This is a genomic window from Longimicrobium sp., from assembly GCA_036389795.1.
Lineage (GTDB): Bacteria > Gemmatimonadota > Gemmatimonadetes > Longimicrobiales > Longimicrobiaceae > Longimicrobium.
The window spans coordinates 1-23,534 of sequence record DASVWD010000179.1 but is presented as its reverse complement, the minus strand read 5'-3'; the positions used below and the strand labels follow the sequence as shown (position 1 = coordinate 23,534).

The window sequence follows — 23,534 nt, the reverse complement described above, 5'->3', positions numbered from 1 at the left end:
CGGCGGCCGGAATCTCCGGCCGCCGCGCTTCGATGCGCCGCCCGCGGGGGCGCTCAGCTCTTCCCGGCCGTCCTGGCGGCGAACGGGGAGAGAAGCTGCGCCCTGTGAAGACGCATCCAGGTCCTCGGCGCCCGCGCGTCCACGCCTTTCAGGGCCCGCCGAGGACGGTCAGGTCCGCCTGCGAGCGCGGGAGGATCTCGTGGTGGTCGTCGTACTGCCCGCTGAAGCCCACCACGCGCAGCCGCTGCCCCGGGCGGATGCCGGACACGTCCATCTTCGCGCCCACGGGGACGAAGACGAGCAGCGGCCCCGACCCGTCGTCGATGGTGACCTTCCACCCGTACGGCCGGTCGTCCACCACCGGGCCGGCGACGGTGCCGCCGGTGGCGAGGAGCGACCCTTCCGTCGCCTCGCCCACCTCGCCGGTCCGCGCGGCCCGCGGCTGCGGCGGGCGCCCGGCCCCGCGCACCGCGACCGAGTCCGGCGCGATCCCCAGCAGGCCGTGGTTGTCGGCGAGCCGTCCGGAGACGCGGACCACCTGGAACGGCTCCACGCGCGTGGCCGAGTCGGCGGCGACGTAGATCCCAGCCGTGGCGTCCTGCACCGCGAACCCGGCGTCGATCACGCCCGAGGGCACCGTCACCACGCCTTCGACCGTGACCATGCTCCCGAGCGGCTGCCGGCGCACCTCGGCGATCCGTGCGACGGGCTCGCCCGCGGCAGGTGCCGGGTCAGGCCGGGAGCAGGCAGCGGAGGCGGCGACGGCGGCGAGAATGCCGAGAACCCTGATCCGGACCGCGTGGTTCATCGGGTCTCGGGAACGTAGGGGATCAGGCCCATCTGGAACGCCTGCTCCTGGAGCTCGCGGGGGAGGTGGCGCGCGTCCACGATCATACCGTTCGAGAGCTGGACGTGCCAGGCGAGCGGGTTTTCACCGATCCGGCTGGGCCGCCACCACCGCGGGTCGGCGGTGCCGATGCGCAGGAGGCGCCGGATCTCCTTCGCCTTCCCCGCCACGGTGTTCTGCCCCACGTCCATCAGCTCGCACAGGCGGCGGGCCTCCAGGTGCGGCGTCTGGGTGGGATCGAAGAGGAAGTTCACCTGCCCCAGCGCGTAGACGATGGCGGCGGCCCAGCTCTTCGGCCTCCCGCCTTCCAGCGGAGATGGGCGCTTGCGGCTGAGCGTGGCGGCCATGTCGCGCGCCATGGCCGCGTACTCGGCGTCGAGGTGCTCGGCGCAGAACGCGTCGGTGATGCGGACGACCTCGTCATGGACGGGCCGGAGCTTCTGCGGGACGCGGGGCTCGTCGGTCTGGCGGGAGCGCGCGGTCATCGGGGGGCACACCAGGTCAGAGTAGACGCTCTGGACGGCCACAACCTAACGGCGGCCGGATCGAAACGCGAGGGGCGTCCGCGGCCGGTCCATCGTCCTCCTCCCTCCCCGGTGCGCGAGCGGTGGAACGGACGGGGCCGGCATGGCATATTGCCGCCCCATGACGCCGCTTCCGCCGCCCACCGCCCTGCCGATCGAGGCCGCCCTCCCGGAGCTGCGCGCCGCGCTCGTCGCCGGCACCTCCGCCGTGCTCCAGGCGCCGCCCGGGGCGGGCAAGACCACGCTCGTCCCCCTGGCGCTGCTGGACGAAACGTGGCTGGCCGGGGGGAAGATCGTGATGCTGGAGCCGCGCCGCCTGGCCGCGCGCGCCGCCGCCGGCCGCATGGCGCAGCTCCTGGGCGAGCGCGTGGGCGAGACGGTGGGCTACCGCATCCGCATGGAGACGCGCGCGGGCCCCGCTACCCGCGTCGAGGTGGTCACCGAGGGCGTGCTCACCCGCATCCTCCAGGGCGACCCCGCGCTGGAGGGCGTGGGCCTGGTGGTCTTCGACGAGTTCCACGAGCGCAGCCTGCACGCCGACCTGGGTCTCGCCCTCGTCCTCCAGGCGCGCGCCCTCCTCCGCCCAGACCTGCGCGTGCTGGTGATGTCGGCCACGCTGGACGGCGGCCCCGTCGCCGCGCTCCTGGGCGGCGCGCCGCTGGTCACCAGCGAGGGGCGGGCGTTCCCCGTCGAGACCGTCTACCTGCCGCGCCGCTCCGAGGAGCGCATGGAGGCGCTGGTGGCCCGGAAGGCGGCCGAGGCGCTGCGGCGCGGGGACGGCGACGTGCTCGCCTTCCTCCCCGGCGCGGGGGAGATCCGGCGCGTGGAGGAGCGGCTGCGGGAGACAGATCTCCCGCCTGGCGTGCGGGTGATGCCGCTCTACGGCCACCTGCCGCAGGAGGCGCAGGACGAGGCGATCCGCCCCGGCCCGCCCGGGCGCCGCAAGGTGGTGCTCGCCACCTCGATCGCCGAGACGAGCCTCACCATCGAGGGCGTGCGCGCGGTGGTCGACAGCGGGCTCGCGCGCGTCCCCCGCTTCTCGCCGCGCACGGGGATGACGCGTCTGGAGACGGTGCCGGTCTCGCGCGCCTCGGCCGACCAGCGGCGGGGGCGCGCCGGGCGCCTGGGCCCGGGCGTCTGCTACCGCCTGTGGACCGAGGCCGAAGACGCCGCGCTCCCCCCCTTCCGCCCCCCCGAGATCCTGGAAGCCGACCTGGCGCCGCTGGCGCTGGAGCTGGCGGCGTGGGGCGCCGCCGACCCCGGCGAGCTGCGGTGGCTGGACCCGCCGCCCGCCTCGTCGTACGCGCAGGCCCGCGCGCTGCTGGCGGAGCTGGGCGCGCTGGACGCGGCCGGCGCCGTGACCCCGCACGGCCGGCGCATGGCCGCGCTCCCCCTGCACCCGCGCCTCGCGCACATGCTGCTGCGGGCCAGGGAGACGGGCCGGGGCGCCACCGCCTGCGCGCTCGCCGCGCTCCTGGGCGAGCGCGACGTCCTGCGCGGCGAGGGCGGCCCGCCCGACGCGGACGTGCGGCTGCGGCTGGAGGCGCTCGGCGGCGGCGGGCGCGGCTTCATCCCCGGGCACGCGGCCGACCGGGGCGCCCTGCACCGCGCGACGGCCGAGGCGCGCGAGCTCCGCGCCCGGCTCTCCATCCCCGCGGGCGAGGTCGACTCCGACGCCGCCGGGCTCCTGCTCGCCCTCGCCTACCCGGACCGCATCGCGCAGCGGCGGCCGGGCCCGGGCGGGCGCTACCTGCTGCGGAGCGGCCGCGGCGCCGCCTTCCCCGCCGGCCAGTCGCTCTCCGCCCAGCCGTACCTGGTCGCCGCCGAGCTGGACGACGCGGGGCGCGAGGGGCGCATCGTCCTGGCCGCGCCGCTCGAGCTCGCGGAGATCGAGCGCGAGCTCGCGGACCAGGTCGTCGCGGAGACCGAGGTCGCGTGGGACGAGGGCACGGGGGCGGTGCGCGCGCGGCGGGTGGAGCGGCTCGGCGCGCTGGTGCTGCGCGAGGCGCCGCTGGCCGACCCCGATCCCCAGGCGATCGCGGACGCGCTGGTGGAGGCGATTCGCAGAGAAGGGCTCGGCGCGCTGCCGTGGACGAAGACGGCGCGGCAGCTCCAGCAGCGCATCGTCTTCCTGCACCGCTTCGACCCCGCCTTCCCCGACGCCGCCGACGCGGCGCTCTCCGCCACGCTCGCCGACTGGCTGGGCCCGCACCTCTATGGCCTGAGACGGCGCGACGAGGTGCAGCGGCTGGACCTGGTCCCGGTCCTGGAGGGGATGCTCGCCTGGGAGCAGCGGCGGGCGCTGGACGAGCAGGCGCCCACGCACCTGGCGGTCCCCAGCGGCTCGCGCATCCCGGTGGACTACTCGGACCCCGACGCGCCGGTGCTGGCGGTGCGGCTGCAGGAGGTGTTCGGGTGGACCGAGACGCCGCGCATCGCCGGGGGGCGGGTGCCGCTCACGCTGCACCTGCTTTCGCCCGCGCACCGGCCGGTGCAGGTCACGCGCGACCTGGCCAGCTTCTGGAGATCCGGCTACTTCGACGTCAAGAAGGACCTCAAGGGCCGCTACCCGAAGCACTCCTGGCCCGACGACCCCCTCCGGGCCGAGCCCACCCGCCGGGCGAAACCGCGGGGGTGAGCGCCGCCCCCGCCGGGCCGTCCCGTCACAACCTGGCCCGCAAACGCGTTCTCCGGGCGAGCTTCCGCCAGACGTGGCGGCTCGCGGCGGGCGAGAGGCGCAGGGCGGATTCCGGACGGGGCGCGACTCCCGTACATTCAGCGGTGTGAGGGGGGCGTCCGCCCCGCCCGGGATCCACCGCCGACCCCAGCGCCCATGCCCGCCCTGCCCCCGCGCGAGGAAGCCCTCGCGCTGATGCACGAGCACGTCGAGAGCGAGAGCCTGCGCCGCCACATGTACTCGGTCGAGGCCGCCTGCCGCGCCTACGCCCGCCGCTTCGGCGAAGACGAGGAGGCGTACGGGCTGGCCGGCCTGCTGCACGACTTCGACTACGAGAAGCACCCCGACCAGCACCCGCTCTTCGGCGCGGCCATCCTGCGCGAGCGGGGCTACCCGGAAGAGGTGGTGCACGCCATCCTGGCCCACTACCAGGCCCGGACCGGCGTGGCGCCCGAGACGCGGCTCGACCGCACGCTGCGCGCGTGCGACGAGATCACGGGCCTGATCACCGCCGCCGCGCTGGTGCGCCCCTCGCGCTCGGTGATGGACCTGGAGGCGCGCTCGGTGCTGAAGAAGATGAAGGACCGCGCGTTCGCCGCCGGCGTGGACCGCGACGACGTGCGCCGGGCCGCCGACGAGCTGGGCGTGGAGCTCGCCGAGCACGTGGACTTCGTGATCGGCGCCATGCGCACCGTGGCGCCCGAGCTGGGACTCGCCGGGCCGGCGTGACCGCGCCGCCCGGACCGGCCGACCTGCCGGACCCCTGACGGAGGAGAAGCGACGATGAGGTTCCCGCGGCGCGGCCTGGCGGCCGCACTGGCGGTGGTGGTGGGGGCGGCGGGGCTCACGGCGGCCTGCAGCGACAGCCTCGCCACCGCCCCCGCGGCGCTCGACGCGCGCGGAAGCTACGTGCTGCGCAGCGTCAACGCCCAGCCGCTCCCGGTGTTCATGAGCGACATCGGCGGCAAGCGCGTGGAGCTGGTCGCCGGGGAGCTGAGCATCTCCTCGTCGCTCTTCAGCCAACTCCTCACCTTCCGCGAGACGGTGTCGGCGCAGACCAGCCACCGGCAGAGCCTGGCCCAGGGCGAGGTGTCGGTGGACGGCAGCCGCATCCGCTTCCGCGTCTTCGGCGGGGGCGAGTTCGAGGGCACCCTCGCCGGCAACCGCCTCGAGTACACGATCCAGGGGAACAACGGCCCCCTCGTCTTCCTCTTCGAGAAGTCCTGACGTCGCTTCCGACCAAGCAGCGGCCCGCCGCGCCTCCCGGGCGCGGCGGGCCGTTATTTGCTTTGGAATGGCCTCGACGCCCCGGCGCACCCCAGCGGCTCCCGACTGCCCGAAGGCTGGGTTATCATCGTCGACGGTGAGCGCGTTCGCTGATATCGGAGGGTCAGGCAAGGACTCGCACGGGCTGAACCAAATGGAACGACACCCCTCGCGTGGACCGGGCTTGCCTCCGTTCACGAACGGTGAAGTGCTCCACGCGCTCTCGCTCGTGATGCCGGACGAGATGGTCGCCGCGGCTCGGCGGGAGAGCGGCGCATCTCCCGCCGAGCCGTGCATCTTCTGGATGTCGGACTCCATTCTGCTGGTGCTCGCGACCATCTCGGATGATTTCGCCGGACGGGTCACCGGATTCCGACCCGACTTGCGCCAGCGGGTGGACGAAGTGCGGCATGACCCGGTCGGCTACATTCAGGCTTTGAAAGCCATGTTCCAGGAAGCAGACGGCAACCGGAACCCCCAAGACCAGGAGTAAGGCGATCTTGCGCCGCGGGCGAGCGGGGCCTCTCCCGTCGAGCCCGCCACCGCCTCGCGCGATCCGGCCTGGAAGAAGCGGAAGCAGCAGTGCCCCGGAGCTCGATCGCTCCGGGGCACTCTGCGGATCGCCGGACGCCGGCGTCGCCGTCAATCCACGCTTCTCACCGCGCCGCCGTCACCAGCCGGCCGCCGCGCACCACACCCACGGAGACCTCCTTCCCCACCGCGTCGCCGTTCCGGTCGAAGCGCACCGTCCCCGACACCCCCTCGAAGGCGGGGCGGCCGCCCTCGACGCTCACGCGCGCCAGGTAGCCGCGGATGGCGGCGCGGTCGGTCCCCACCTCCGCGGATCGCCTCGCGCAGCAGGTAGGTCACGTCGCAGGCCATGGCGCAGACTCCATTCCGACTCGTGAGCGCCGGCCGCCGCATTCCCCGAAAATGTGGGCGGGTTTCGGGTGGTGCAGGGCTCCCCCTGGCCGTATTCTGCCGTCTACTGTGTCGACGACTCGCAGATGGGCGGTTCATGGGCGACAAGCACATCATCCCTCAGCCACCTTACCGGCGCCGCCCCGAAGGCGGCATCCTGGCAGAGCATCCCGATTCGCTGGGGCTGGTCCTGTGGCAGGACCTGCGGCACCTCCTCGATTGGGCCGACACGCCGCAATCCCGGCGCGCCGCCCTGTTCCACCCGCACTCGCCCGCCTGGGTGCTCGCCAAGCGTACCGAAGCCCGCCTGCAGGCGCCCGAGCTGGCTGCCGTGTTGGACCAGCTCGCGGTCCTGACCCGCACGCCGCTGTCGATCGACCCTGTTTCCCTCGCCGACGCGTGCCAGGAAGTCGCCGCCTGGGCCCAGGCGCGAGAGCACACGGAGACGGCGATCCAATACGCCGAGGCCGCGGCCGTGCTCGACCCGGAGGAGCCGCGCCGGGCGAACCTGGCAGGCAGGCTCAACCGCAACGCGGACGACTTTCCACGCGCCGAGGTCTGGTTCGAGCGGGGGATCGGGCTCGCGCGGCAACGGAAGGAGCACATCGAATACACGCGCGGCCACCTGGGCTACGGCATCCTGTGCATGATAACGGGACGGGAAGCCAAGGCGCGTCGGCATCTCAATACCGCGTCCGTGGTGGCAATGAAGGAGGGTTACGAGTGGCTCGCGGCTGAAGCACAACACGACCTGTTCCACTTCATGACGGTGCGCGGACACTACGCCGACGCGGAACTGCACGCACGGCGGGCACTGTCATGGTACCCGAAGCACCACCCACGCTATCCGCTCTTTGTAGCAGATTTCGCTTTCCTCCTTGTCTGCCAATGCCACTTCACGGCGGCGGTCACGCTGTTAAGAAAGGTCATCCGGCTTGTCGAGAATCCCGGTGAGCGCGTTGTGATCCTGTCACTCCTCATCCGCGCGCTTGCCGGTGCACGTCAACTCGCTGAATTCGAGCGGCTGCGTCGCCGTCTCCTGATCCTCTTATCCAAGCACCGCGAGTGGGAGCCAGCGGCGCGCTGGAACCTCGCAGAAGGAGAGTGGACCGCAGGTTTGCGGGAAGCGGCTGAGGCGAACGCGCATATCGCCGTCGAACTCGCGCGCGCCCGCCGTGATACTGAAACCGAACGGTTTGCGCGAGGACTTCTCCGGCAATTGGGAGAGATGAAACCAGCCCCTGACGAGGTTCAGCGCGAGGACAAAGCATTCTCCGAACTGCTCGGTTTGTTCTTGCACCGGCTGAACGAATGGGCACCAACGCGCCGTGGCCGCTCCCCGGCCTTATCCCGTGCCGAATGGGCTGCTTGATTCAGTTCCCCGACCCGAACATGACTCCGCCGCGTCCCGTAGCCGTTGTCGAGTCCGTGGTCGTCGTTGTTCCCGAAGTGCTGGTCGTAATGTTCCCCGAACCGTAGGTCATCCCGCCGTCCCGATTCCCGGAGTCGAATGTCACACCGCTGAATCTCGGGTCCGAAGGGGCGGACGTACCCGAGGAGAGATTTCCGTCGCTGTGGTTTCCGGAACCATACATCATCCCGCCGCGTCCCGTGACTGTCGTCGAGTCGGTTTCGGCGGTGCTGGCTGTCGTGTTGCCTGACCCATAGCCCATCCCGCCGTCGCGGTTTCCAGAGCCGAACCCCACACCGTTGAAACTCGGGTCCGAGGGAGCGAGCACAGCCGAAGACGCGGTGGGGCTGCCGGGCGCGCACGCAGCCACGGCGGCGGCGATTCCGGCGGCCAGGAGGGAGCGGAGGGCGTTCATTGTGGTCGATTCCTTTCCGGAAACAGAGGAACGGCGCCAGGAGGGCGCGTCGTACGATAGCGCCGGACTCACTCTTCCCGCCAGCACCGGTGGGGAATTACTCCGTTCACTTCCCCGGCGCTCAGGGCGGCTGGAGGTTGGGCGCGCAGGGCGCGGCCCGGCTAGCTTTTCCGCCAGCACGGCCGCCCGGTGCTGCGGACCCTGCCTCGAACCCCGCGGCGACGCGGGCGGGAGCTACGTCCAGACGGTGCACACCAGGGCCGGGCGTCCTCCCCATCACCAGCAGCGGCGGGCCAACCCGTGCCGGGACCACGCGGCGGAGACGACACCCCGGCCGGTCCGCCCCAACCCGAACGACGAAGCCCCGGGGATCGCCCCGGGGCTTCGAGTCCCGTCTGCCTCCGCTTCCGGGCGCTACCGCGCCGCCGTCACCAGCCGGCCGCCGCGCACCACGCCCACGGAGACCTCCTTACCCACCGCGTCGCCGTTCTGGTCGAAGCGCACCGTCCCCGACACCCCCTCGAAGGGCGGGTGGCCGCCCTCGGCGCCCACGCGCGCCAGGTAGCCGCGGATGGCGGCGCGGTCGGTCCCCACGCGGCGGATCGCCTCGCGCAGCAGGTAGATCACGTCGTAGGCCATGGCGCCGCGGTGGTCGGGGAGCTCGCCGAAGCGGCGCTGGTAGTCGCCCACGAACTTCTGCGTGCGCTCGTTCGGCCGGTCGGGGAGGAACGCCGAGCTGATGAAGACCCCCTCGGCCACCGCGCCAGCGTCCTTCACCCCCGTCAGCCCGTCGGAGCCCAGGATCGGGCCCGTGTACCCCAGCCGCCGCGCCGCCGCGATGATCTTCGTGCCCTCCGCCGCCTGCCCCCCGATCACCAGCGCGTCGGCCCCGCGGGACAGGGCGCGGCGCAGGAAGGGATCGAGCGCGTCGTCGGCCGTGAACATCGCCGGCAGGTAGGGGTCGGCCGAGACCACCGTCCCCCCGCCGCGGCGGAACGAGGCCAGGAAGCCCTCCTTCACCCCCTGCCCGTACGCGTCGTTCGCGTACAGCACCGCCGCGCGGCGGCTCCCCAGCCGGCCGAGCGCCCAGTCGGCCAGCTTGGGCGCGAACTCCAGGTCGGTGGGCGTCACCCGGAAGGTCCACTCCCCCGCCTGCGACAGCTCGGGGGCGCTGGAGGCCGGCGAGACCTCCACCACCGGGTCGCCCTCCACGCTGTCGTTGTCCACCGCGTTGTAGATCTTGGCCGCCTCGCGGCTGGCCGCCGAGTTCACGTGCCCCACCACGGCCACCACCTCGGGGTTGGCGCGCAGCCGCCGCGCCACGTCGATCGCCTTGCCGGCGTCGGCCTCGTCGTCGCCCCACTCGATGCGCAGGTCGCGGCCGTCCACGCCGCCCGCGGCGTTGATCTCGGCCACCGCCATCTCGGCGGCCAGCTTCATCGACCGCCCGTTCGGCCTGGCCAGCGGCCCGGCCACGCCGATGACGACGTCCTGGCCGCCGCCCCCGCGGCCGCAGCCGGCCAGCGCGAGCGCGCAGAAGAGCAGGAAGGGGCCTCGGATCTTCATGTCGGGTTCCGTGCGTGGGGGGCGGCGCAGGGAGGCACCGCCGCGGGCGGGAAGGGTACGGGAGCGGGGGGTCAGGCGCGGGCGTCGCGCGCGAGCTCGTCGCGCAGCTCCTCCAGCCACTCGGGGCGCGGGAGGCGCGCTGAAAGATAGGCCTGCTCCATGCTTTCGAGCAACTGCTCCATCACGGCCCGGTGGCGCGCCGGCGCCAGGTCCTGCACCAGCGCGTGCAGGACGGCCAGCGCCCTGCCGCCCCCGAGCCCCGCCTGCAGCCGCCCGGGGCCGTGCAGCACGTGCCAGCGCTCCAGCCTGCGGCGGGTGGCCCCGTGGGGGTGGGCGCCGTCCAGGAACTTCTGCAGTCCCGAGGGGCTCATCCCCACCAGCCGCGCCACCTGGCGCAGCGTCGCGGCCTCCACTTCGGCCCGGAGCGCCTCCCGCAGGACGCCCACCGACAGGCCCGCATTCCTCGACGGCATTGACGCGTCAGGGCCGGGGAGCTATCTTTGCTCCGTCCACTTTGTCCACTTGTGTGGGGATTTCGTAAGGTAGAGTAAAGGCGCCGGTGGGCCGCGCGCAAGCCTGCCGCGACGGGCCGGACCGGCCGCAACCATCCACCCCCGGGGCCGAGCGCCCCCCAGGCAGGAGCCGAGACATGGCGACGAGCCCTCCGCGAAGAACGCGCCCCAGGACGCGTCTCTCGCGCCGTAACGCCAGCCGCCGCTGGTGCATCCCCCCGGCCATCGAGCGCGAACCCGACGAGATGCTCGAGGCCTCGCACGTGCTCGACGAGATCGGGGGCGACGTGGGGCTCCTGCTCTGGCAGGCGCTGCGCGACATCACGCTCTGGGCGTCGGTTCCCGCCGGGAAGCGCGAGGGGCTATTCACCCCCGACGCGGCCGGCTGCCGCCTGCGGCTCCTCCTCTCGGCGGCGGCCGAGCCGGCGGTGGAGGTGTCGCTCACCACGCTCACCTCGGTGGTGGGCGACCCCGCCGCCGCCGACCCCGAGATCGTGAGCCTGGTGTGCCTGCAGCTCTCCCGGTGGGCCGAGGCGCGCGGGGCGCTGGCCACGGCGCTGGGCTACGCGCAGGCCGCCGCGCTGGCCACCCCCGAGGACCCCGGCCCGGCGTACGCGGCGGGGAGCCTGGCGCTGCGCTGGAGACGCAGCGCGCGCTCCGAGACCTGGCTGCGCCGGGCGATCGGGCTGGCGCGCCGGGCGAAGGACTGGAACGTGTACGCGCTGGCCTACGTGGACCTGGGCGCGCTCTATGCGCGGCGCGGCAACGCGCAGGCCGCCGAGCGCTACTACGTGCAGGCGCTGCGGGCGGCGCGCCGCCACGGGCTGACCCCGGTGCGCGGGGCGGCGCGGCACGGCCTGCTCCTGCTGGCGCTCGAGTCCGGCGCGCTGGACGACGCGGAGCGCCACGCGCGCGACGCCGCGCGGGCGTACGGGCGCGGCCACCCGCGGCTCCCCGAGCTGGAGCACGACATGGCATACCTGTGGGTGAGCCGCGGCAGCTTCGCGCGGGCCGTCCCCATGCTGCACAAGCTCCTGCCGTCGCGGGTGGAGCCGGTGGAGCGCTCGCTCACGCTGGCCGTCCTGGCGCGCGCGGCCGCCGGCGCGGGCGACAGGCGGCTGTACCAGGAGGCTTGGAGCGACGCCTGGTCGATCGTGGTCCGCAAGCCGGGCGAAGAGGGGAAGCACGCCCGCGCCCTGCTGGAGCTGGCGCGCGCCGCCGGCCAGTGCCGCGACTGGCCGCACATGGAGCAGGCCGGCCGCCTGGCGCTCTCGGTGGCCTCCGGCGAGGCGGCCATCGCCGCGCAGGTCGAGGAGCTGGCGTCCACGCTGCATCGCCGTATCCATTGATAGGCGCCACTGGGCCAATTTACGGGCTCACGGTGGCGCGTCGGTGTCGCCCGGACCGGGCGCCTGGGACGGAGTGGACAGGGGCGGGCCTACAGATGGCGCCGGTTCTGCGAAGTCGAAGCGGCGGGCGCGAGCGGTCCGAAAGACGGTAGCGGATGAGCAAGGGTGGGATGGAGCGAGCGGGGATCTGCGGTCACCGTCAGGGTGCCGGTTCCGCGTGGCCGGGCCTCGGGACGACGGCAATGTTCTCGTCGGCGGATGGTCGATCGCACGAAAAAGCCGGCCCTGGTGCAGGGCCGGCCGTCTGATCCCGCGGGCGCCGCCGGGCCCGGGCGGGCTCAGTCCGGGTCGTCGCACCGCTTGCGCACCTCGGAGCCGGTGCGCCGCCACGAGCCGTCGTCCTGTCTGCCGTACGTGACCCGCAGCACGCGGCGGCAGATCCCCGTGGGCCAGGTGCGGCGGTCGGTGGTGAAGCTGGTGACCGTGGCGGTGATCTCGCCCGGCTCCCACTTGGTCAGGTTCATGTGCAGGAGCACGCCGTACTCCTTCACCCAGCGCCCCCCCTCCATGGCCAGCGACGCCGCGCCGCCGCCGGCCGGGGCCGTCACCTCGCCGGTGTCGCGGATCACGATCGCGTCCTGCGGCGCGGCCTTCACGGCGCCCGGGTAGGCGACGGCGGCCATCAGGCTGTCGCGGTCGAGCGTTTGCCGGGTGATGGTGAAGCCGCCCCCCGCGAACGAGTTGGCGTCGATGAACAGCGGTCCCCGGCTGGGCTGCCCCTGGGCCTCCTTGCGCGCGTCGGCCTCGGTGAAGCGGACCAGGTCGGGGAGGATGGCGTAGTAGTCCCGCACCGCGGGGCGCTCGGGCTGGCACGCCGGCAGGAGCGCCAGGAGGGCGAGGGGGAAGAGGCGGCTGCGCTTCATCTGGCTCCGGAATCGTCTTCGGGACTGGGGACGCGACGGGCGACGCAGGGCAGATACCACCCGGCGGCGGCGGGCGCAACACCGGCCGCCCTCCCGCTCATGGCGCGGGCACAGTACCTTGCGGGGCCCGATTCGATCCCGCGGCCCCGAGAGGCGGATGAAATTCTGGAAGCTCACCCCCCGGCACGACACCCTCTGGTGGTGCATCGAGGGGAAGGACCCCTGGCAGCCCCACCGCAACCGCGCGTTCGGCTTCGTGGTGCGCGCCGCCGACGAGGAGGAGGCGCGCTGGCTGGCCCACAACAACGCCGGCGAGGAGAACGACGCCCTGACCGGCGTCCACCCCTGGCTCGACGAGGCCTACTCCATCTGCGAGGAGCTGCGCTCCGAGGGCAAGGCCCCCGAGGTCATCCTCGTCAACTTCCGCCATTGAGGATCGATCGGCGAACGCTCCGCGCGCGGCGATTCTGACGCATCTCCTGAAAGACATCCGGAAAGCCTCACGCAGAGGTAGCAGAGAACCGCAGTTCCTCTGCTGACTCTGCTTCCTCTGCGTGAGGCCTTTTCTGAAATCCCCGGTCGAGAGCGATTCTCGGCAAATGGGGCATCGACCCTGAAACCGGGCGGCGGAAGGGGCCGTACTCCCGCCTGCCGGAGCAGAGCGGCACATCGCTCCGGTCGCGAGGGGGACGGACCCCCGCGAACCCGTTTCCAGATAGATCGAGGGACACGATGCTCGAGGAGATCCACACCGCCCAGGAAGACCAGCGCAAGACCCGCACGATCGTCGCGCTCGCGCTGGTGGGGCTGGGTGTCTACGCGCTCGCCGACGCCGCGCTCACCCACTGGAGCGGCGTCTCCACCGTGGGCCTGGGGCTGGGCGCCGCCGGCGCGGCGATGCTCGCCTGGCTGCGCGGCCGCTCGCTCCCGCGCCACGCCTGACGCTCCGGCGCCCGGCGGACACGCGGAAAGGGACCACGGATTCGCTCCGCGGTCCCTTCTCCTTTGCAGGCTGTCCCCTGTCCCTGTTCCCTGTCCCCTGTCCCCTCGCGTCCCTCAAACCCAGGTGCGCTGGATCTTCCCGACCTGGGCGATGCGCTGCTCGGCCAGGCGGTCGGCGGCGCGGTAGGTGGGGATCCCCTCGGCGTCGGCCATGGCGAAGATGCGCAGCAGCGTGGCGTAGATGTCGCCCGCCTTGCGCATGGCCCGCTCCGGCGCCCACCCGTTCAGCTCGCCACAGACGTTGATCAGCCCGCCCGCGTTGATCACGTAGTCGGGCGCGTACAGGATGCCGCGGCGGTGCAGCTCGTCGCCGTGGCGCTCCTCGGCCAGCACGTTGTTGGCCGCGCCCGCCACGATGTCCACCCTGAGCAGCGGGATCGTCTGGTCGTTGACGGTGGCGCCCAGCGCGCTCGGCGCGTACACGTCGGCCTCCACCGAGTAGATCTCGTTGGGCCCCACGGCGTGCGCGCCGAACTCGCGCACGATGCGCTGCACCTTCTCGGGGTCGATGTCGGTGACCACCAGGCGCGCCCCGTCGCTCGCCAGGTTCTGGCACAGGTAGTAGCCCACGTGCCCCACCCCCTGCACCGTCACCGTCTTCCCCGAGAGGTCGTCGGAGCCGTAGCGGTGTTTGGCCGCCGCCTTGATCCCGCGGTACACGCCGAACGCGGTGACCGGCGAGGGGTCGCCCGAGGTGCCGTGCAGGCCGGTGACGTGCTGCGTCTCCATCGCCACGAACTCCATGTCGTCGGGCGAGGTGTTCACGTCCTCGGCGGTGATGTAGCGCCCCTTGAGCGTCTCCACGAAGCGGCCGTGGGCGCGGAAGATCGCCTCGCGGTCGGCCGCGCGCGGGTCGCCCACGATCACCGACTTGCCGCCCCCCAGGTTGAGCCCCGCCACGGCCGCCTTGTACGTCATCCCGCGCGAGAGGCGCAGCGCGTCGATCAGCGCCTCGGTGTCGGTGGGGTAGTTCCAGAAGCGGGTGCCCCCCAGCGCCGGCCCCAGCACGCTGTTGTGGATGGCGATGATCCCCCGGTACCCGCACGAAGGCTCGTAACAGAACACCACCTGCTCGTGGTCGTGCTCGCCGATGATCTCGAACAGTTCCATGCCCGTCCGTCCGTGGCTGTATGCAATGTCGGTGGGCGCGCCCCGGGGGGCCCGCCCGCGCCGCGCCGGACCGTCCGTCCGCCGCGGCGGGTGAAAGAAAAACGCCGGCCGCCCTCCCGGCGGCCGGCGGTGCTGCTACTGGCGGTACAGCTCGCGGGCGATCACCGTGCGCTGGATCTCGCTCGTCCCCTCGTAGATCTCGGTGACCTTGGCGTCGCGGAAGAGCTTCTCCACCGGGTACTCGGTCATGTACCCGTAGCCGCCGAACACCTGGATCGCCTCGGTGGTCACGTACATCGCGGCCTCGGAGGCGAACACCTTGGCCATCGACACCAGCTTCGTGGACGGCTCGCCCGCGTCCTTGGCCGCGGCCGCGCGGAACGTGAGCGCGCGCGCCGCCTCGATGCGCGTGGCCATGTTCGCCAGCTTGAACTGCATCCCCTGGAAGTCCCGGATCGGCCGGCCGAACTGCTTCCGCTCGTCCGCGTAGGCCAGCGCGTGCTCGAGCGCCGCCTGCGCCACGCCGATGGCCAGCGCGGCGATCCCCAGCCGCCCGCCCTGCAGCCCCTGCAGCGCGTAGATGAACCCCTGCGAGGGGTCGCCCAGCACCTGCTCGTCGGGGACGAAGAGGTCGTGGAAGGAGATCCCCACCGTCTCCGAGGCGCGCTGCCCCATCTTGTCTTCCTTGCGCCCCACCACGTACCCCTCGGCGTCCGTGGGCACGATGAAGGCGCCGATCCCGCGGTTGCCCTTGCGGTCGTCGGGCGTGTCGGTGCGCACCATGGTGATCACCACGTCGCCGAAGCCGCCGTTGGTGACCCACGCCTTGGCACCGGAGAGCACCCAGCCGCCGTCGGCGCGGCGCGCCTGCGCCGTGAGCGAGGCCGCGTCGGAGCCCGAGTCGGGCTCGGAGAGCGAGAAGGCGCCCAGCAGCTCGCCGCGCGCCATCGGCTTGAGCCAGCGCTCCTTCTGCTCGGGGGTGCCGTGCGCCAGGATCATCTGCGTCGGCAGGGAGTTGTGCACCCCCATGGCGACGGCGACGGAGGCGTCGCCGCGGGCCACCTCCTCCAGGGCGATCAGGTAGCTCGCGGTGTCGAGCCCCAGGCCGTCCCACTCCTCGGGAATCATCATCCCCAGGAAGCCCAGCCCGCCCAGCTTGTCGACGATCTCGCGCGGGAGCGCCCCCTCGCGGTCCCACTCCTCGGCGTGGGGCCGGATCTCGCCCTCGGCGAACTCGCGCGCCAGCTCCTGGATCTGCTGCTGTTCCTCGGTCATCAACTTCCAAGTGCGAAAGTGCGAGAGTGCGAAAGTGCGAGAGTGCGGGAGCGCGAAGTTCACTTTCGCACTTTCGCACTTCGCACTCTCGCACTCAGTCGTACCGGTAGAACCCCTCGCCCGTCTTCCGCCCCAGCTTCCCGGCGGCGACGTACTTCCGCAGCAGCGGGCAGGGGCGGTACTTGGGGTCGCCCAGCCCCTCGTGCAGCACGTTCAGGATCGCCAGGCAGGTGTCGAGGCCGATCAGGTCCGCCAGCGCCAGGGCGCCCATCGGGTGGTTCATCCCCAGCTTCATGACGGTGTCGATGCTCTCGCGGGTCGCCACGCCCTCCATCAGGCAGAAGACCGCCTCGTTGATCATCGGCATCAGGATGCGGTTCGACACGAAGCCGGGGTAGTCGTTCGCCTCGGCCACCGTCTTCCCCAGCTTCTCCGAGGTCTCCACGACCGTGCGCGTCGTCTCGTCCGAGGTCGCCAGGCCGCGGATGATCTCCACCAGCTTCATCACCGGCACCGGGTTCATGAAGTGCATCCCGATCACCTGCGTGGGGCGCCGGGTGCGGGCGGCGATCTCGGTGATGGAGATGGAGGAGGTGTTGCTGGCGAGGATGGCGTGCGGCGGGGCGGTGCGGTCCAGTTCCTCGAAGATGCGGAACTTGAGCTCCGTGTTCTCGGTGGCCGCCTCGATCACCAGGTCGGCATCGGACGCCGCGGAGAGCTCGCCGGCGGTCGCGATGCGGCCGAGCGCGGCGCTCTTGTCGTCCTCGGTGAGCGCGCCCTTCTTGATCTGCCGGTCCATGTTGCCGCCGATGGTGGCCAGGGCCGCCCCCAGCGCCTCGACGCGCACGTCGATCATGGTGACGTCGTAGCCGTTCTGCGCGAACACGTGCACGATGCCGTTGCCCATCGTCCCCGCGCCCACCACCGCCACCTTCCGGATCTCCGCCATCTATCGTCTACCCGTTCTCGGTTCCAGGATTTCGTCGCTGCGCACTCCGCCCCCTGAAGCGGTTGCTGTTCCGTAGGGGCGAGCATGCGAGTCCGTGCGATGCCGCCTCCGGCACGTCGCACCGCCCATTGCGCGCAGGCCGCCATCCGCCGGGCGAGGCATGCCTCGCCCCTACGATCGCTGACTCGGACCGATCCTCCTACCCCAGCGTCAGCCAGAGGCCGAAGTAGATCGCGATCAGGAAGACGCCGGTCGCCACCGTCCACAGGCCGAAGTTGCGGGTGTACGGCCGGCCTTCCGAGGTGCCCTTCGCCCGGCGCTCCTTCTCGATCGCCCGGATCGCCTCGCCCTCCGACATCACGTCGCGCACGGTGATGTAGCGCAGCACCCCCAGCGCCCCGCTGGTGCCGAAGAGCACCGCCATCACCCCGGCGCAGAACACCGTCACCAGCCACGCCTTCTCCCGGTCGGCCTGCGTGACGATTCCCAGGCGGCCGTACGGGAGGAGGTGCGGCGTCAGCAGGGCGAACGCCGTGGCCGCCAGCGCCGCGCTGGCCCAGAAGAAGAGCGCCGGACGCCTTACGGCCATGGCTCCCCCAGGCGGTCGTCCACCAGCGGCCGCGCCGCGCGCATCCGCGGCGACTCCCCGAGGCGCCGCGTGCGCAGCATCCACGCCGTGAGCAGGACAACGGCGAGCGTGGCGGCGAGCCCCGCCTCGGGGCCGAACTCGCCCCCCGTCCACCAGTCGGCCCCCGTCTCCCGCGCGTCGTAGAGCGGCGTGTCGCGCACCAGGCCGCTCACGGGAAAGTCCAGCAGCGCCGACATGGCCCAGTTCCACCCCAGGTGCACCCCGGTGGCGAACCAGAGCGAGCGCGTCTTCAGGTACGCCACCCCCAGCATCACCCCGGCCAGGAAGATGTTGAAGAGGGCGACGGCGTCCACGTTGGGGTTCCGCAGGTGCGCCAGCGAGAACAGGGCCGAGGTCAGCAGCATGGCGGGCCACGCCCCGATCCCCTGCACCAGCGCCTGGAAGGCGTAGCCGCGGAAGAGCGCCTCCTCCATGGCCGCCGCCACCGCGAAGAACCCCAGCGCCCGGACCAGCGCGGCGACATATTCGGGCGCCGTGCCGCCGTCGGCAACCCAACGCGCGGTTCCCGCCACCGCGAGCGCCGCCACCGCCAGCACCAGCCCCCCCGCCCCCAGCCCGAAGCCGGCGGCGGAATCCCTGGCCGCCGCAGGCTCCAGCGCGAGCCCGAGCGCCTCCGGCGGGCGCCGGTCCACGAAGGCGATCATCAGCCACCCGGCCACCAGGGCGGCGGCCAGGGTGACGGCGCCGCTCAGCGTGAAGGTCCACGGCACCCGCGCCGCCCGCAGGAGCGTCGCCAGCGACGACGCGAGCCCGAAGACGAGCAGCGCGTAGAGCAGGATCCGCCACCCGGCGCGCACCCCGTAGGGCCCGTACAGCACCCGTTCCACGGGCGAGCGATGAGCGTGGGTCTCCACCGGGGATGCCGTCTGGTTCAATATCGAACGAGGTCGGATTTCGCTCCGATACACGAGCTTCGGCGCCGCCGCGGGGGCCCTCACCCGCCGCCTTGGAGCGGCAACCCTCTCCCAACTTCGGGAGAGGGTGGACTTTACGCCTTCGGTGCCGGGGCGGGGTCGTCGGCTGTCCCCTGTAACCTGTTCCCTGCCGTTACGCCCGCTCCACCGAGAGCGCCACGGCGTCGCCGCCGCCCAGGCAGAGGGTGGCCAGGCCGGTCTCCGCGTCGCGGTCCTTCATGGCGTGCAGCAGGGTGGTGAGCACGCGCGCGCCGCTGGCGCCGATCGGGTGGCCCAGCGCCACCGCGCCGCCGTGCACGTTCACGCGGTCCCAGTCCCACCCCAGCCCCGCCCCGTCGGCCAGCGCCTGCACCGCGAACGCCTCGTTGGCCTCGATCAGGTCGTAGTCGCCGATCCCGGTCCCCTGCTTCCGCATCAGGTTCTGCACCGCCCGGATCGGCGCGAAGAACAGCTCCTGCGGGTCCACCGCCCCGGTCGAGTAGCCCGTGATCCGCGCCAGGATGGTGAGCCCGTGCGCCCGCGCGTACTCCTCGCTCACCACGACCACGGCCGAGGCGCCGTCGTTCATCGAGCTGGCGTTCCCCGCCGTCACCACCGGCTCCGTCACGTCCTTCGGCGCGTCCTTCGCGAAAGCGGGCTTGAGCTTGCCGAGCGTCTCGGTGGAGGTGTCCTCGCGCGGGTTCTCGTCGGTGTCGACCACGGTGGGCCCCTTGCGGCCGGGGACCTCCACGGGGACGATCTCCTCCTTGAACTTCCCGGCCCTGATCGCCTCGACCGCCTTGCGGTGGCTCGCCGCCGAGAACTCATCGGCCATCTGGCGGGTGATGCCGGCCTTCTTGGCCGTGTACTCCGCGTGCCCGCCCATGTGCACGTCGCAGAACGAGCACCACAGCCCGTCGCGGATCAGCCCGTCCACCAGCGTCTGGTCGCCGAACTTCACCCCGTTGCGGTAGCCGTAGACGTAGAACGGCGCGTTCGACATCGACTCCTGGCCGCCGGCCACCACCGCCTGGTTATCGCCCGCGCGGATCGACTGCGCCGCCAGCATCACCGCCTTGAGCCCCGAGCCGCACACCTTGTTGATGGTGAGCGCCGACACCGTGTTGGGCAGCCCCGCGCGGATGGCGGCCTGGCGCGCCGGCGCCTGGCCCACGCCGCCCTGGACCACGTTGCCCATGATGACCTCGGCCACGTCCTCCACCGGGATCCCGGCGCGCCCCACCGCCTCGCGGATCGCCACGGCGCCCAGCTCCGGCGCCTGCATCCCCGCCAGCGCCCCCAGGTAGCGGCCGATCGGCGTGCGCACCGCGCTCACGATCACCGCCGTCGTCTTCGGGTCCCTCGCGATATCGATCATGGCCTTCGCGTCCTCTCGGGTTGGATCGTTCAGAGATTCAACAGCGAACTGCAACCGCAACTACGGATTCGGGCGTGTCCCTCCGCTGCGCTCCGGGCCGGGCTGCGCGCGCCGTAGGGCACGATAAAACTGTGCCCAACGGCGCCGGGCCACCGCCGCGACGATACCCCATGTCGCGGCGGCGTCCCGGCCCTCCGGGCGCGCATCCCTCACGCGGGTCTCGTCCCGTGATGGAATCCCGTAGGGGCGAGCCTGCGAGTCCGTGCGGAGTCTGCGCATGACCCCGCCTCCCGCGCACGCACCGGCGTCCACCGGTCGAGGCATGCCTCGCCCCTACGCGAACTCCCCCCGCGCCGCCTCGTAAAGTCCACCCTCTCTCCCAGACCTGGGAGAGGATTGCCGCTCCAAGGCGGCGGGTGAGGGCCCCCGGCGGCCGCGCCGCAGCCCGCCCCCTACGCCTCCTCCACCCCCACGTTCTTCCCGTCGCGCACCGCGTACCCCCAGGGAGTGAACGGGTCGTGCGTGGACACCAGCAGCCAGCGCTCGTCGGCCGCGCGGGCCAGCAGCGCGCGCTTGCTCTCCAGCGTCACCAGCGGCTCCACGTCGTAGCCCATGATCCACGGCAGCGGCAGGTGCGCCATGGTGGGCACCACGTCGGCCAGGAAGCACGCCGTCTCGCCCTCCGAGCTGACCAGCACCGACTGGTGGTGCGGGCAGTGGCCGGGCGTCCGGTACACCGAAACCCCCGGTACGATCTCCCTGTCGCCTTCCACCAGGTCGAAGCGCCCCGCCTCCATCACCGGGTCGAAGTTGTGCGGCAGGTAGCTGGCCGAGGTCCGCTCGTTGGCCCGGTGCGCCCACTCCCACTCGCCCTTCTGCACCACGTAGCGGGCGTTCGGGAAACCGAGCCGCACCCGCCCCTCCGCGTCGGCGAAGGTGTTCCCCCCCGCGTGGTCGAAGTGCAGGTGCGTGTCGATCACCACGCCGACGTCCCCGGGAGCGAACCCCGCCGCCGCGATCGCCTCGTGCAGCCGGTCGGGCCAGGGCGACCCGGGCGACGGCGCGTTGTCGACCCCGTAGATGTCGCGGAACTTCTCGTTCTCCTTGTTCCCCAGCCCCGTCTCCACCAGCACCAGCTCGTCCCCGGTCTCCACCAGGAGGCAGCGCAGCGCCAGGGGGATGCGGTTGCGCGCGTCGGCCGGGATGCGCTTCTCCCAGAGCGGCTTGGGGACCACGCCGAACATGGCGCCGCCGTCCAGCCGCTGCAGCCCCGCCTCCAGCGCGTGCAGGCGGAAGCGGCCCAGCGACCGCGTCCGCACCAGGGTGTCCGTCGCCAGCGCCGTCTCCGTCACGCCGCCTCCTCCATCGGGGCCGGGTCCATCGAGACCAGATCCATCGGGGCGGGATCGGGATCCATCGGCCCCTGCTCCATCGACTGCGGCGAGGCCTTTCGCTTCTTCCGGCGCCGCGCGCGCCGCTTGAGCACCGACTGGAGCGCGTCCCAGTCGCCCGCGCCGCGCTCCTCCAGCATCTCGATCAGCCGCACCAGCACGTGCGCCGTGGCCACCGCGTCGTCCAGGGCGCGGTGGCGGCTCTCGATGCGCACCCCGAAGTAGAGCGCCAGCGCGTCCAGCCCGCGCGAGGGGAGCTCCGGGAGCAGCTTGCGCGCCAGCCGCACCGTGCAAAGCTGCCGCCCCTGCGGCGCCAGCCCCGTGGCCATGCGCATCTCGTGCGACAGGAAGCGCCAGTCGAACGCCGCGTTGTGGGCCACGAACACCCGCCCCTGGATCTCCTCGCTCACCCGGGCCGCCACCTCGCGGAAGCGCGGCGCCGTGGAGACCATCTCGCCCGTGATCCCGGTGAGCGCCGTGATCATCGCGGGGATCGCCCGGTCGGGGTTCACCAGCGTCGAGTAGGCCTCCGCCACCCGCCCGCCCGAGACGCGCACCGCCGCCACCTCCGTCACCCGGTGCCCGCGGTACGGCGAGCCGCCCGTCGTCTCCAGGTCGACGACCACCCACTCCTCCTCGCGCAGGCTGCAGGGCGGCGCGGCGGGCTTCGCCCCGGCGAGCGACCACACGCCCTGCGCGTCCACCGCGAAGCGCGAGTCGGTCCCCAGCAGCGCGAACACGGCCCCCGCGGCCGCCCCGGCGCCGTGGACGATCCCCAGCACCTTCGCGGCGACCTCCGCGGTCGGCAGCGGGCCGGCCGCGAGCAGCGCCAGCGCCCGGCGGGTGAGCCCGCCGTCGGGCTCGAAGCGGACCCCGTCCAGGGGGAAGGCGAGCTGCGTCACCAGACGTCGTCCCGGCAGACGGGGAGAGTCATGCAGCGGCCGCCGCCGCCGCCGCGCACCAGCTCGGCGCCCTCGAAGGCGACCACCACCCGGTCGCCGTCCTCCACCTCCACCTCGCCGGTGAGGAACTCCAGGGCATCGACCACCCGGTACCCCGCCCTGCTCTCCAGCTCGCGCATGGTGGCCTCGTTGCGCGTGTAGCCCAGGATCACCCCCGGGCGCACCGCCACGAAGTTGCACCCGCTCGACCACTGCTCGCGCTCCTGGCGCGTGGGGTGATGGCCGCCGCACCACACCGGCTCCAGCGGCAGCCCCACCTGGCGCAGGGCGTGGAAGACGTCCTCGTGCGCCTCCACTCCGTCGGCGCCGGGCTTGTAGTAGAGCACCGGCAGCCGCGCGGGCCCGAAGAAGTAGGGCGGGTACACCACGCAGTGCTCGAAGTCCACCATGGTCATGATCATGTCCAGGTGGATGGCGGGGCTCTCGGCGGGGAGGACCACCACCAGCACGTGCCGCACGCCCGCCTTCTCGCGCAGCCCGTCCACCAGCCCCTCGATGGCCGCCGGGCTGCTGCGCTCCGAGAGCCCCACGATGGCCAGGTCGGGGCGCAGGATCAGCACGTCGCCGCCCTCGATGGTGTAGTCGCTCCTGCTCTCCTCGGTGCCGTCGTAGATGAAGCCCGCGTTGTTGCACAGCAGCGGGTGGTACTTGAAGAGCGCCTTCATCAGGAGCTCCTCGGTCCACCGCACCGCGTAGCGCATGGCGCCGATGATCACGGCGTCGTTGACCACCATGGCCGCGTCGCGGGTGAAGAAGAGGTTGGGCAGCGGCGGCAGCTCCCAGCTCACCTTGTGCAGCAGCCTGGAGATCGGCCCCTGCGGCGCCTCGACCCCCTCGACGAAGCGGCGGATCAGCTCCTCGCCCGGCATCTCGAAGAGGTGCCCCCCCAGCGGCTCGGAAGCAGCCACCTCCATCACCCGCTTCACCAGGAACTCGCGCACCTCGCGCTCGTCGACGATGTCGGCCAGCAGCTCGCGCACGTCCAGCACGTCGCAGAAGCGCGCCAGGATGGCGCGGAAGCGCTGGTGCTCGCGCCGCGCCTGGTCCAGGTCGATGATGTCGTCGTAGAGGAACTGCTCGCGGTTCGACGGGGTGACGGCCAGCAGCTCGGCGCCGGGGGTGTGGCAGATCACGGTCCGCAGCGGACCGATCTCGGAGGTGACGTGGACGCGGGGGTTCGGGTTCGGCATATCTCCGGAAAATAGGCGCCGGGGAAGCCCGCCCGCAACCGGCCGTGGGAGAAGCGGACGGAGTGGATCGCGGGCACGCCGCCAGGTTTCGTGGAAACGGGAAGGGGAACAGCCTGGCTCACACGGAGGCACAGAGGACACAGAGAAGACCACTGATCGAAATCCGTAACTGAATGCCTTTCCTCCATTCTTCGCGCGGAGCCAAAGCCGGTATACATGAACGGACCTTCGGGTGGGGTAAACGCACGCACGCCCGGCGGGGAGGCCGGGCGCGCGCGAAACCATCAGCACTTAGCACTTAGCACTTCGCACTTCGCACTCGTC

At 72.4% G+C, this 23,534-nt stretch carries 23 protein-coding genes; 8 read left to right on the top strand and 15 right to left on the bottom strand.

Going from position 1 to position 23,534, the window contains the following annotated elements:
• Positions 1 to 148: 148 nt before the first annotated feature.
• Positions 149 to 808, bottom strand: a complete 660-nt coding sequence (locus VF746_22830) for a hypothetical protein (GenBank protein HEX8695265.1) — start codon at positions 806 to 808, stop codon at positions 149 to 151.
• Complete coding sequence (locus VF746_22825) at positions 805 to 1,332, bottom strand: DUF6398 domain-containing protein (GenBank protein HEX8695264.1); 528 nt, start codon at positions 1,330 to 1,332, stop codon at positions 805 to 807. The genes VF746_22830 and VF746_22825 overlap by 4 nt, the downstream gene beginning before the upstream one ends.
• Before the next feature lie 160 nt (positions 1,333 to 1,492).
• On the opposite strand from VF746_22825, the gene hrpB reads away from it, so the two are divergent.
• From hrpB to VF746_22805, 4 genes are all read left to right on the top strand, one after another.
• Positions 1,493 to 4,009: an ATP-dependent helicase HrpB gene (gene hrpB, locus VF746_22820; GenBank protein HEX8695263.1), complete on the top strand. Its 2,517-nt coding sequence runs from the start codon at positions 1,493 to 1,495 to the stop codon at positions 4,007 to 4,009.
• 195 nt (positions 4,010 to 4,204) lie between these two features.
• A complete protein-coding gene (locus tag VF746_22815) occupies positions 4,205 to 4,777 on the top strand; it encodes an HD domain-containing protein (protein HEX8695262.1) in 573 nt (190 codons plus the stop codon).
• A gap of 54 nt (positions 4,778 to 4,831) precedes the next feature.
• Positions 4,832 to 5,275 (top strand): hypothetical protein, encoded by a 444-nt coding sequence (locus VF746_22810; GenBank protein ID HEX8695261.1) that lies wholly within the window; start codon positions 4,832 to 4,834, stop codon positions 5,273 to 5,275.
• A 247-nt stretch (positions 5,276 to 5,522) separates the two neighbouring features.
• Positions 5,523 to 5,807 carry a hypothetical protein gene (locus tag VF746_22805; protein HEX8695260.1) on the top strand — a complete coding sequence of 95 codons (285 nt, stop codon included), beginning with the start codon at positions 5,523 to 5,525 and terminating at the stop codon, positions 5,805 to 5,807.
• A 163-nt stretch (positions 5,808 to 5,970) separates the two neighbouring features.
• Here VF746_22805 and VF746_22800 read toward each other — a convergent pair whose 3' ends face one another.
• On the bottom strand, positions 5,971 to 6,150 hold the full coding sequence (locus VF746_22800) for a hypothetical protein (protein ID HEX8695259.1): 180 nt from the start codon (positions 6,148 to 6,150) through the stop codon (positions 5,971 to 5,973).
• Positions 6,151 to 6,332: 182 nt separating this feature from the next.
• On the opposite strand from VF746_22800, the gene VF746_22795 reads away from it, so the two are divergent.
• Positions 6,333 to 7,607: a hypothetical protein gene (locus VF746_22795; protein ID HEX8695258.1), complete on the top strand. Its 1,275-nt coding sequence runs from the start codon at positions 6,333 to 6,335 to the stop codon at positions 7,605 to 7,607.
• A gap of 868 nt (positions 7,608 to 8,475) precedes the next feature.
• On the opposite strand, the gene VF746_22790 is transcribed toward VF746_22795, so the two are convergent.
• Both VF746_22790 and VF746_22785 read right to left on the bottom strand, forming a co-directional pair.
• Positions 8,476 to 9,627: an ABC transporter substrate-binding protein gene (locus VF746_22790; protein ID HEX8695257.1), complete on the bottom strand. Its 1,152-nt coding sequence runs from the start codon at positions 9,625 to 9,627 to the stop codon at positions 8,476 to 8,478.
• Positions 9,628 to 9,698: 71 nt separating this feature from the next.
• On the bottom strand, positions 9,699 to 10,100 hold the full coding sequence (locus VF746_22785; protein ID HEX8695256.1) for a hypothetical protein: 402 nt from the start codon (positions 10,098 to 10,100) through the stop codon (positions 9,699 to 9,701).
• A 176-nt stretch (positions 10,101 to 10,276) separates the two neighbouring features.
• On the opposite strand from VF746_22785, the gene VF746_22780 reads away from it, so the two are divergent.
• Complete coding sequence (locus VF746_22780; GenBank protein HEX8695255.1) at positions 10,277 to 11,488, top strand: hypothetical protein; 1,212 nt, start codon at positions 10,277 to 10,279, stop codon at positions 11,486 to 11,488.
• Between the two features lie 338 nt (positions 11,489 to 11,826).
• Here VF746_22780 and VF746_22775 read toward each other — a convergent pair whose 3' ends face one another.
• Complete coding sequence (locus tag VF746_22775; protein ID HEX8695254.1) at positions 11,827 to 12,411, bottom strand: hypothetical protein; 585 nt, start codon at positions 12,409 to 12,411, stop codon at positions 11,827 to 11,829.
• Positions 12,412 to 12,568: 157 nt separating this feature from the next.
• Between VF746_22775 and VF746_22770 the strand changes: the two genes are divergently transcribed.
• Both VF746_22770 and VF746_22765 read left to right on the top strand, forming a co-directional pair.
• Positions 12,569 to 12,844: a hypothetical protein gene (locus tag VF746_22770; protein ID HEX8695253.1), complete on the top strand. Its 276-nt coding sequence runs from the start codon at positions 12,569 to 12,571 to the stop codon at positions 12,842 to 12,844.
• Between the two features lie 299 nt (positions 12,845 to 13,143).
• Positions 13,144 to 13,353, top strand: coding sequence for a hypothetical protein (locus VF746_22765; protein HEX8695252.1), 210 nt, complete (start codon positions 13,144 to 13,146; stop codon positions 13,351 to 13,353).
• Between the two features lie 114 nt (positions 13,354 to 13,467).
• On the opposite strand, the gene VF746_22760 is transcribed toward VF746_22765, so the two are convergent.
• From VF746_22760 to VF746_22720, 9 genes are all read right to left on the bottom strand, one after another.
• Positions 13,468 to 14,523, bottom strand: a complete 1,056-nt coding sequence (locus VF746_22760; protein ID HEX8695251.1) for a Glu/Leu/Phe/Val dehydrogenase — start codon at positions 14,521 to 14,523, stop codon at positions 13,468 to 13,470.
• Between the two features lie 135 nt (positions 14,524 to 14,658).
• The gene (locus tag VF746_22755; GenBank protein HEX8695250.1) at positions 14,659 to 15,798 is read right to left on the bottom strand and encodes an acyl-CoA dehydrogenase family protein; all 1,140 of its coding nucleotides are present in this window, start codon (positions 15,796 to 15,798) and stop codon (positions 14,659 to 14,661) included.
• A 94-nt stretch (positions 15,799 to 15,892) separates the two neighbouring features.
• The gene (locus VF746_22750; GenBank protein HEX8695249.1) at positions 15,893 to 16,747 is read right to left on the bottom strand and encodes a 3-hydroxybutyryl-CoA dehydrogenase; all 855 of its coding nucleotides are present in this window, start codon (positions 16,745 to 16,747) and stop codon (positions 15,893 to 15,895) included.
• A 199-nt stretch (positions 16,748 to 16,946) separates the two neighbouring features.
• On the bottom strand, positions 16,947 to 17,336 hold the full coding sequence (locus VF746_22745) for a hypothetical protein (GenBank protein HEX8695248.1): 390 nt from the start codon (positions 17,334 to 17,336) through the stop codon (positions 16,947 to 16,949).
• A complete protein-coding gene (locus VF746_22740; GenBank protein ID HEX8695247.1) occupies positions 17,327 to 18,250 on the bottom strand; it encodes a CPBP family intramembrane glutamic endopeptidase in 924 nt (307 codons plus the stop codon). The genes VF746_22745 and VF746_22740 overlap by 10 nt, the downstream gene beginning before the upstream one ends.
• Before the next feature lie 193 nt (positions 18,251 to 18,443).
• Positions 18,444 to 19,667, bottom strand: a complete 1,224-nt coding sequence (locus tag VF746_22735; protein HEX8695246.1) for an acetyl-CoA C-acetyltransferase — start codon at positions 19,665 to 19,667, stop codon at positions 18,444 to 18,446.
• 452 nt (positions 19,668 to 20,119) lie between these two features.
• Positions 20,120 to 21,019 (bottom strand): MBL fold metallo-hydrolase, encoded by a 900-nt coding sequence (locus VF746_22730; protein HEX8695245.1) that lies wholly within the window; start codon positions 21,017 to 21,019, stop codon positions 20,120 to 20,122.
• Positions 21,016 to 21,960 (bottom strand): 3'-5' exonuclease, encoded by a 945-nt coding sequence (locus VF746_22725; GenBank protein HEX8695244.1) that lies wholly within the window; start codon positions 21,958 to 21,960, stop codon positions 21,016 to 21,018. Before VF746_22725 ends, VF746_22730 begins: the two co-directional genes overlap by 4 nt.
• Positions 21,957 to 23,210, bottom strand: a complete 1,254-nt coding sequence (locus tag VF746_22720) for an arginine deiminase family protein (GenBank protein HEX8695243.1) — start codon at positions 23,208 to 23,210, stop codon at positions 21,957 to 21,959. The genes VF746_22725 and VF746_22720 overlap by 4 nt, the downstream gene beginning before the upstream one ends.
• Between the last annotated feature and the right edge of the window lie 324 nt (positions 23,211 to 23,534).

Excerpts from the sequence above, each read along its gene's own strand:
- VF746_22785 (HEX8695256.1), bottom strand. The coding sequence starts at position 10,100 with ATGCCGTCGAGGAATGCGGGCCTGTCGGTGGGCGTCCTGCGGGAGGCG.
- VF746_22775 (HEX8695254.1), bottom strand. The coding sequence starts at position 12,411 with ATGAAGCGCAGCCGCCTCTTCCCCCTCGCCCTCCTGGCGCTCCTGCCG.
- VF746_22750 (HEX8695249.1), bottom strand. The coding sequence starts at position 16,747 with ATGGCGGAGATCCGGAAGGTGGCGGTGGTGGGCGCGGGGACGATGGGC.
- VF746_22790 (HEX8695257.1), bottom strand. The coding sequence starts at position 9,627 with ATGAAGATCCGAGGCCCCTTCCTGCTCTTCTGCGCGCTCGCGCTGGCC.
- VF746_22810 (HEX8695261.1), top strand. The coding sequence starts at position 4,832 with ATGAGGTTCCCGCGGCGCGGCCTGGCGGCCGCACTGGCGGTGGTGGTG.
- VF746_22815 (HEX8695262.1), top strand. The coding sequence starts at position 4,205 with ATGCCCGCCCTGCCCCCGCGCGAGGAAGCCCTCGCGCTGATGCACGAG.
- VF746_22780 (HEX8695255.1), top strand. The coding sequence starts at position 10,277 with ATGGCGACGAGCCCTCCGCGAAGAACGCGCCCCAGGACGCGTCTCTCG.
- VF746_22795 (HEX8695258.1), top strand. The coding sequence starts at position 6,333 with ATGGGCGACAAGCACATCATCCCTCAGCCACCTTACCGGCGCCGCCCC.
- VF746_22765 (HEX8695252.1), top strand. The coding sequence starts at position 13,144 with ATGCTCGAGGAGATCCACACCGCCCAGGAAGACCAGCGCAAGACCCGC.
- VF746_22830 (HEX8695265.1), bottom strand. The coding sequence starts at position 808 with ATGAACCACGCGGTCCGGATCAGGGTTCTCGGCATTCTCGCCGCCGTC.
- VF746_22760 (HEX8695251.1), bottom strand. The coding sequence starts at position 14,523 with ATGGAACTGTTCGAGATCATCGGCGAGCACGACCACGAGCAGGTGGTG.
- hrpB (HEX8695263.1), top strand. The coding sequence starts at position 1,493 with ATGACGCCGCTTCCGCCGCCCACCGCCCTGCCGATCGAGGCCGCCCTC.
- VF746_22745 (HEX8695248.1), bottom strand. The coding sequence starts at position 17,336 with ATGGCCGTAAGGCGTCCGGCGCTCTTCTTCTGGGCCAGCGCGGCGCTG.
- VF746_22755 (HEX8695250.1), bottom strand. The coding sequence starts at position 15,798 with ATGACCGAGGAACAGCAGCAGATCCAGGAGCTGGCGCGCGAGTTCGCC.
- VF746_22735 (HEX8695246.1), bottom strand. The coding sequence starts at position 19,667 with ATGATCGATATCGCGAGGGACCCGAAGACGACGGCGGTGATCGTGAGC.
- VF746_22825 (HEX8695264.1), bottom strand. The coding sequence starts at position 1,332 with ATGACCGCGCGCTCCCGCCAGACCGACGAGCCCCGCGTCCCGCAGAAG.
- VF746_22770 (HEX8695253.1), top strand. The coding sequence starts at position 12,569 with ATGAAATTCTGGAAGCTCACCCCCCGGCACGACACCCTCTGGTGGTGC.
- VF746_22720 (HEX8695243.1), bottom strand. The coding sequence starts at position 23,210 with ATGCCGAACCCGAACCCCCGCGTCCACGTCACCTCCGAGATCGGTCCG.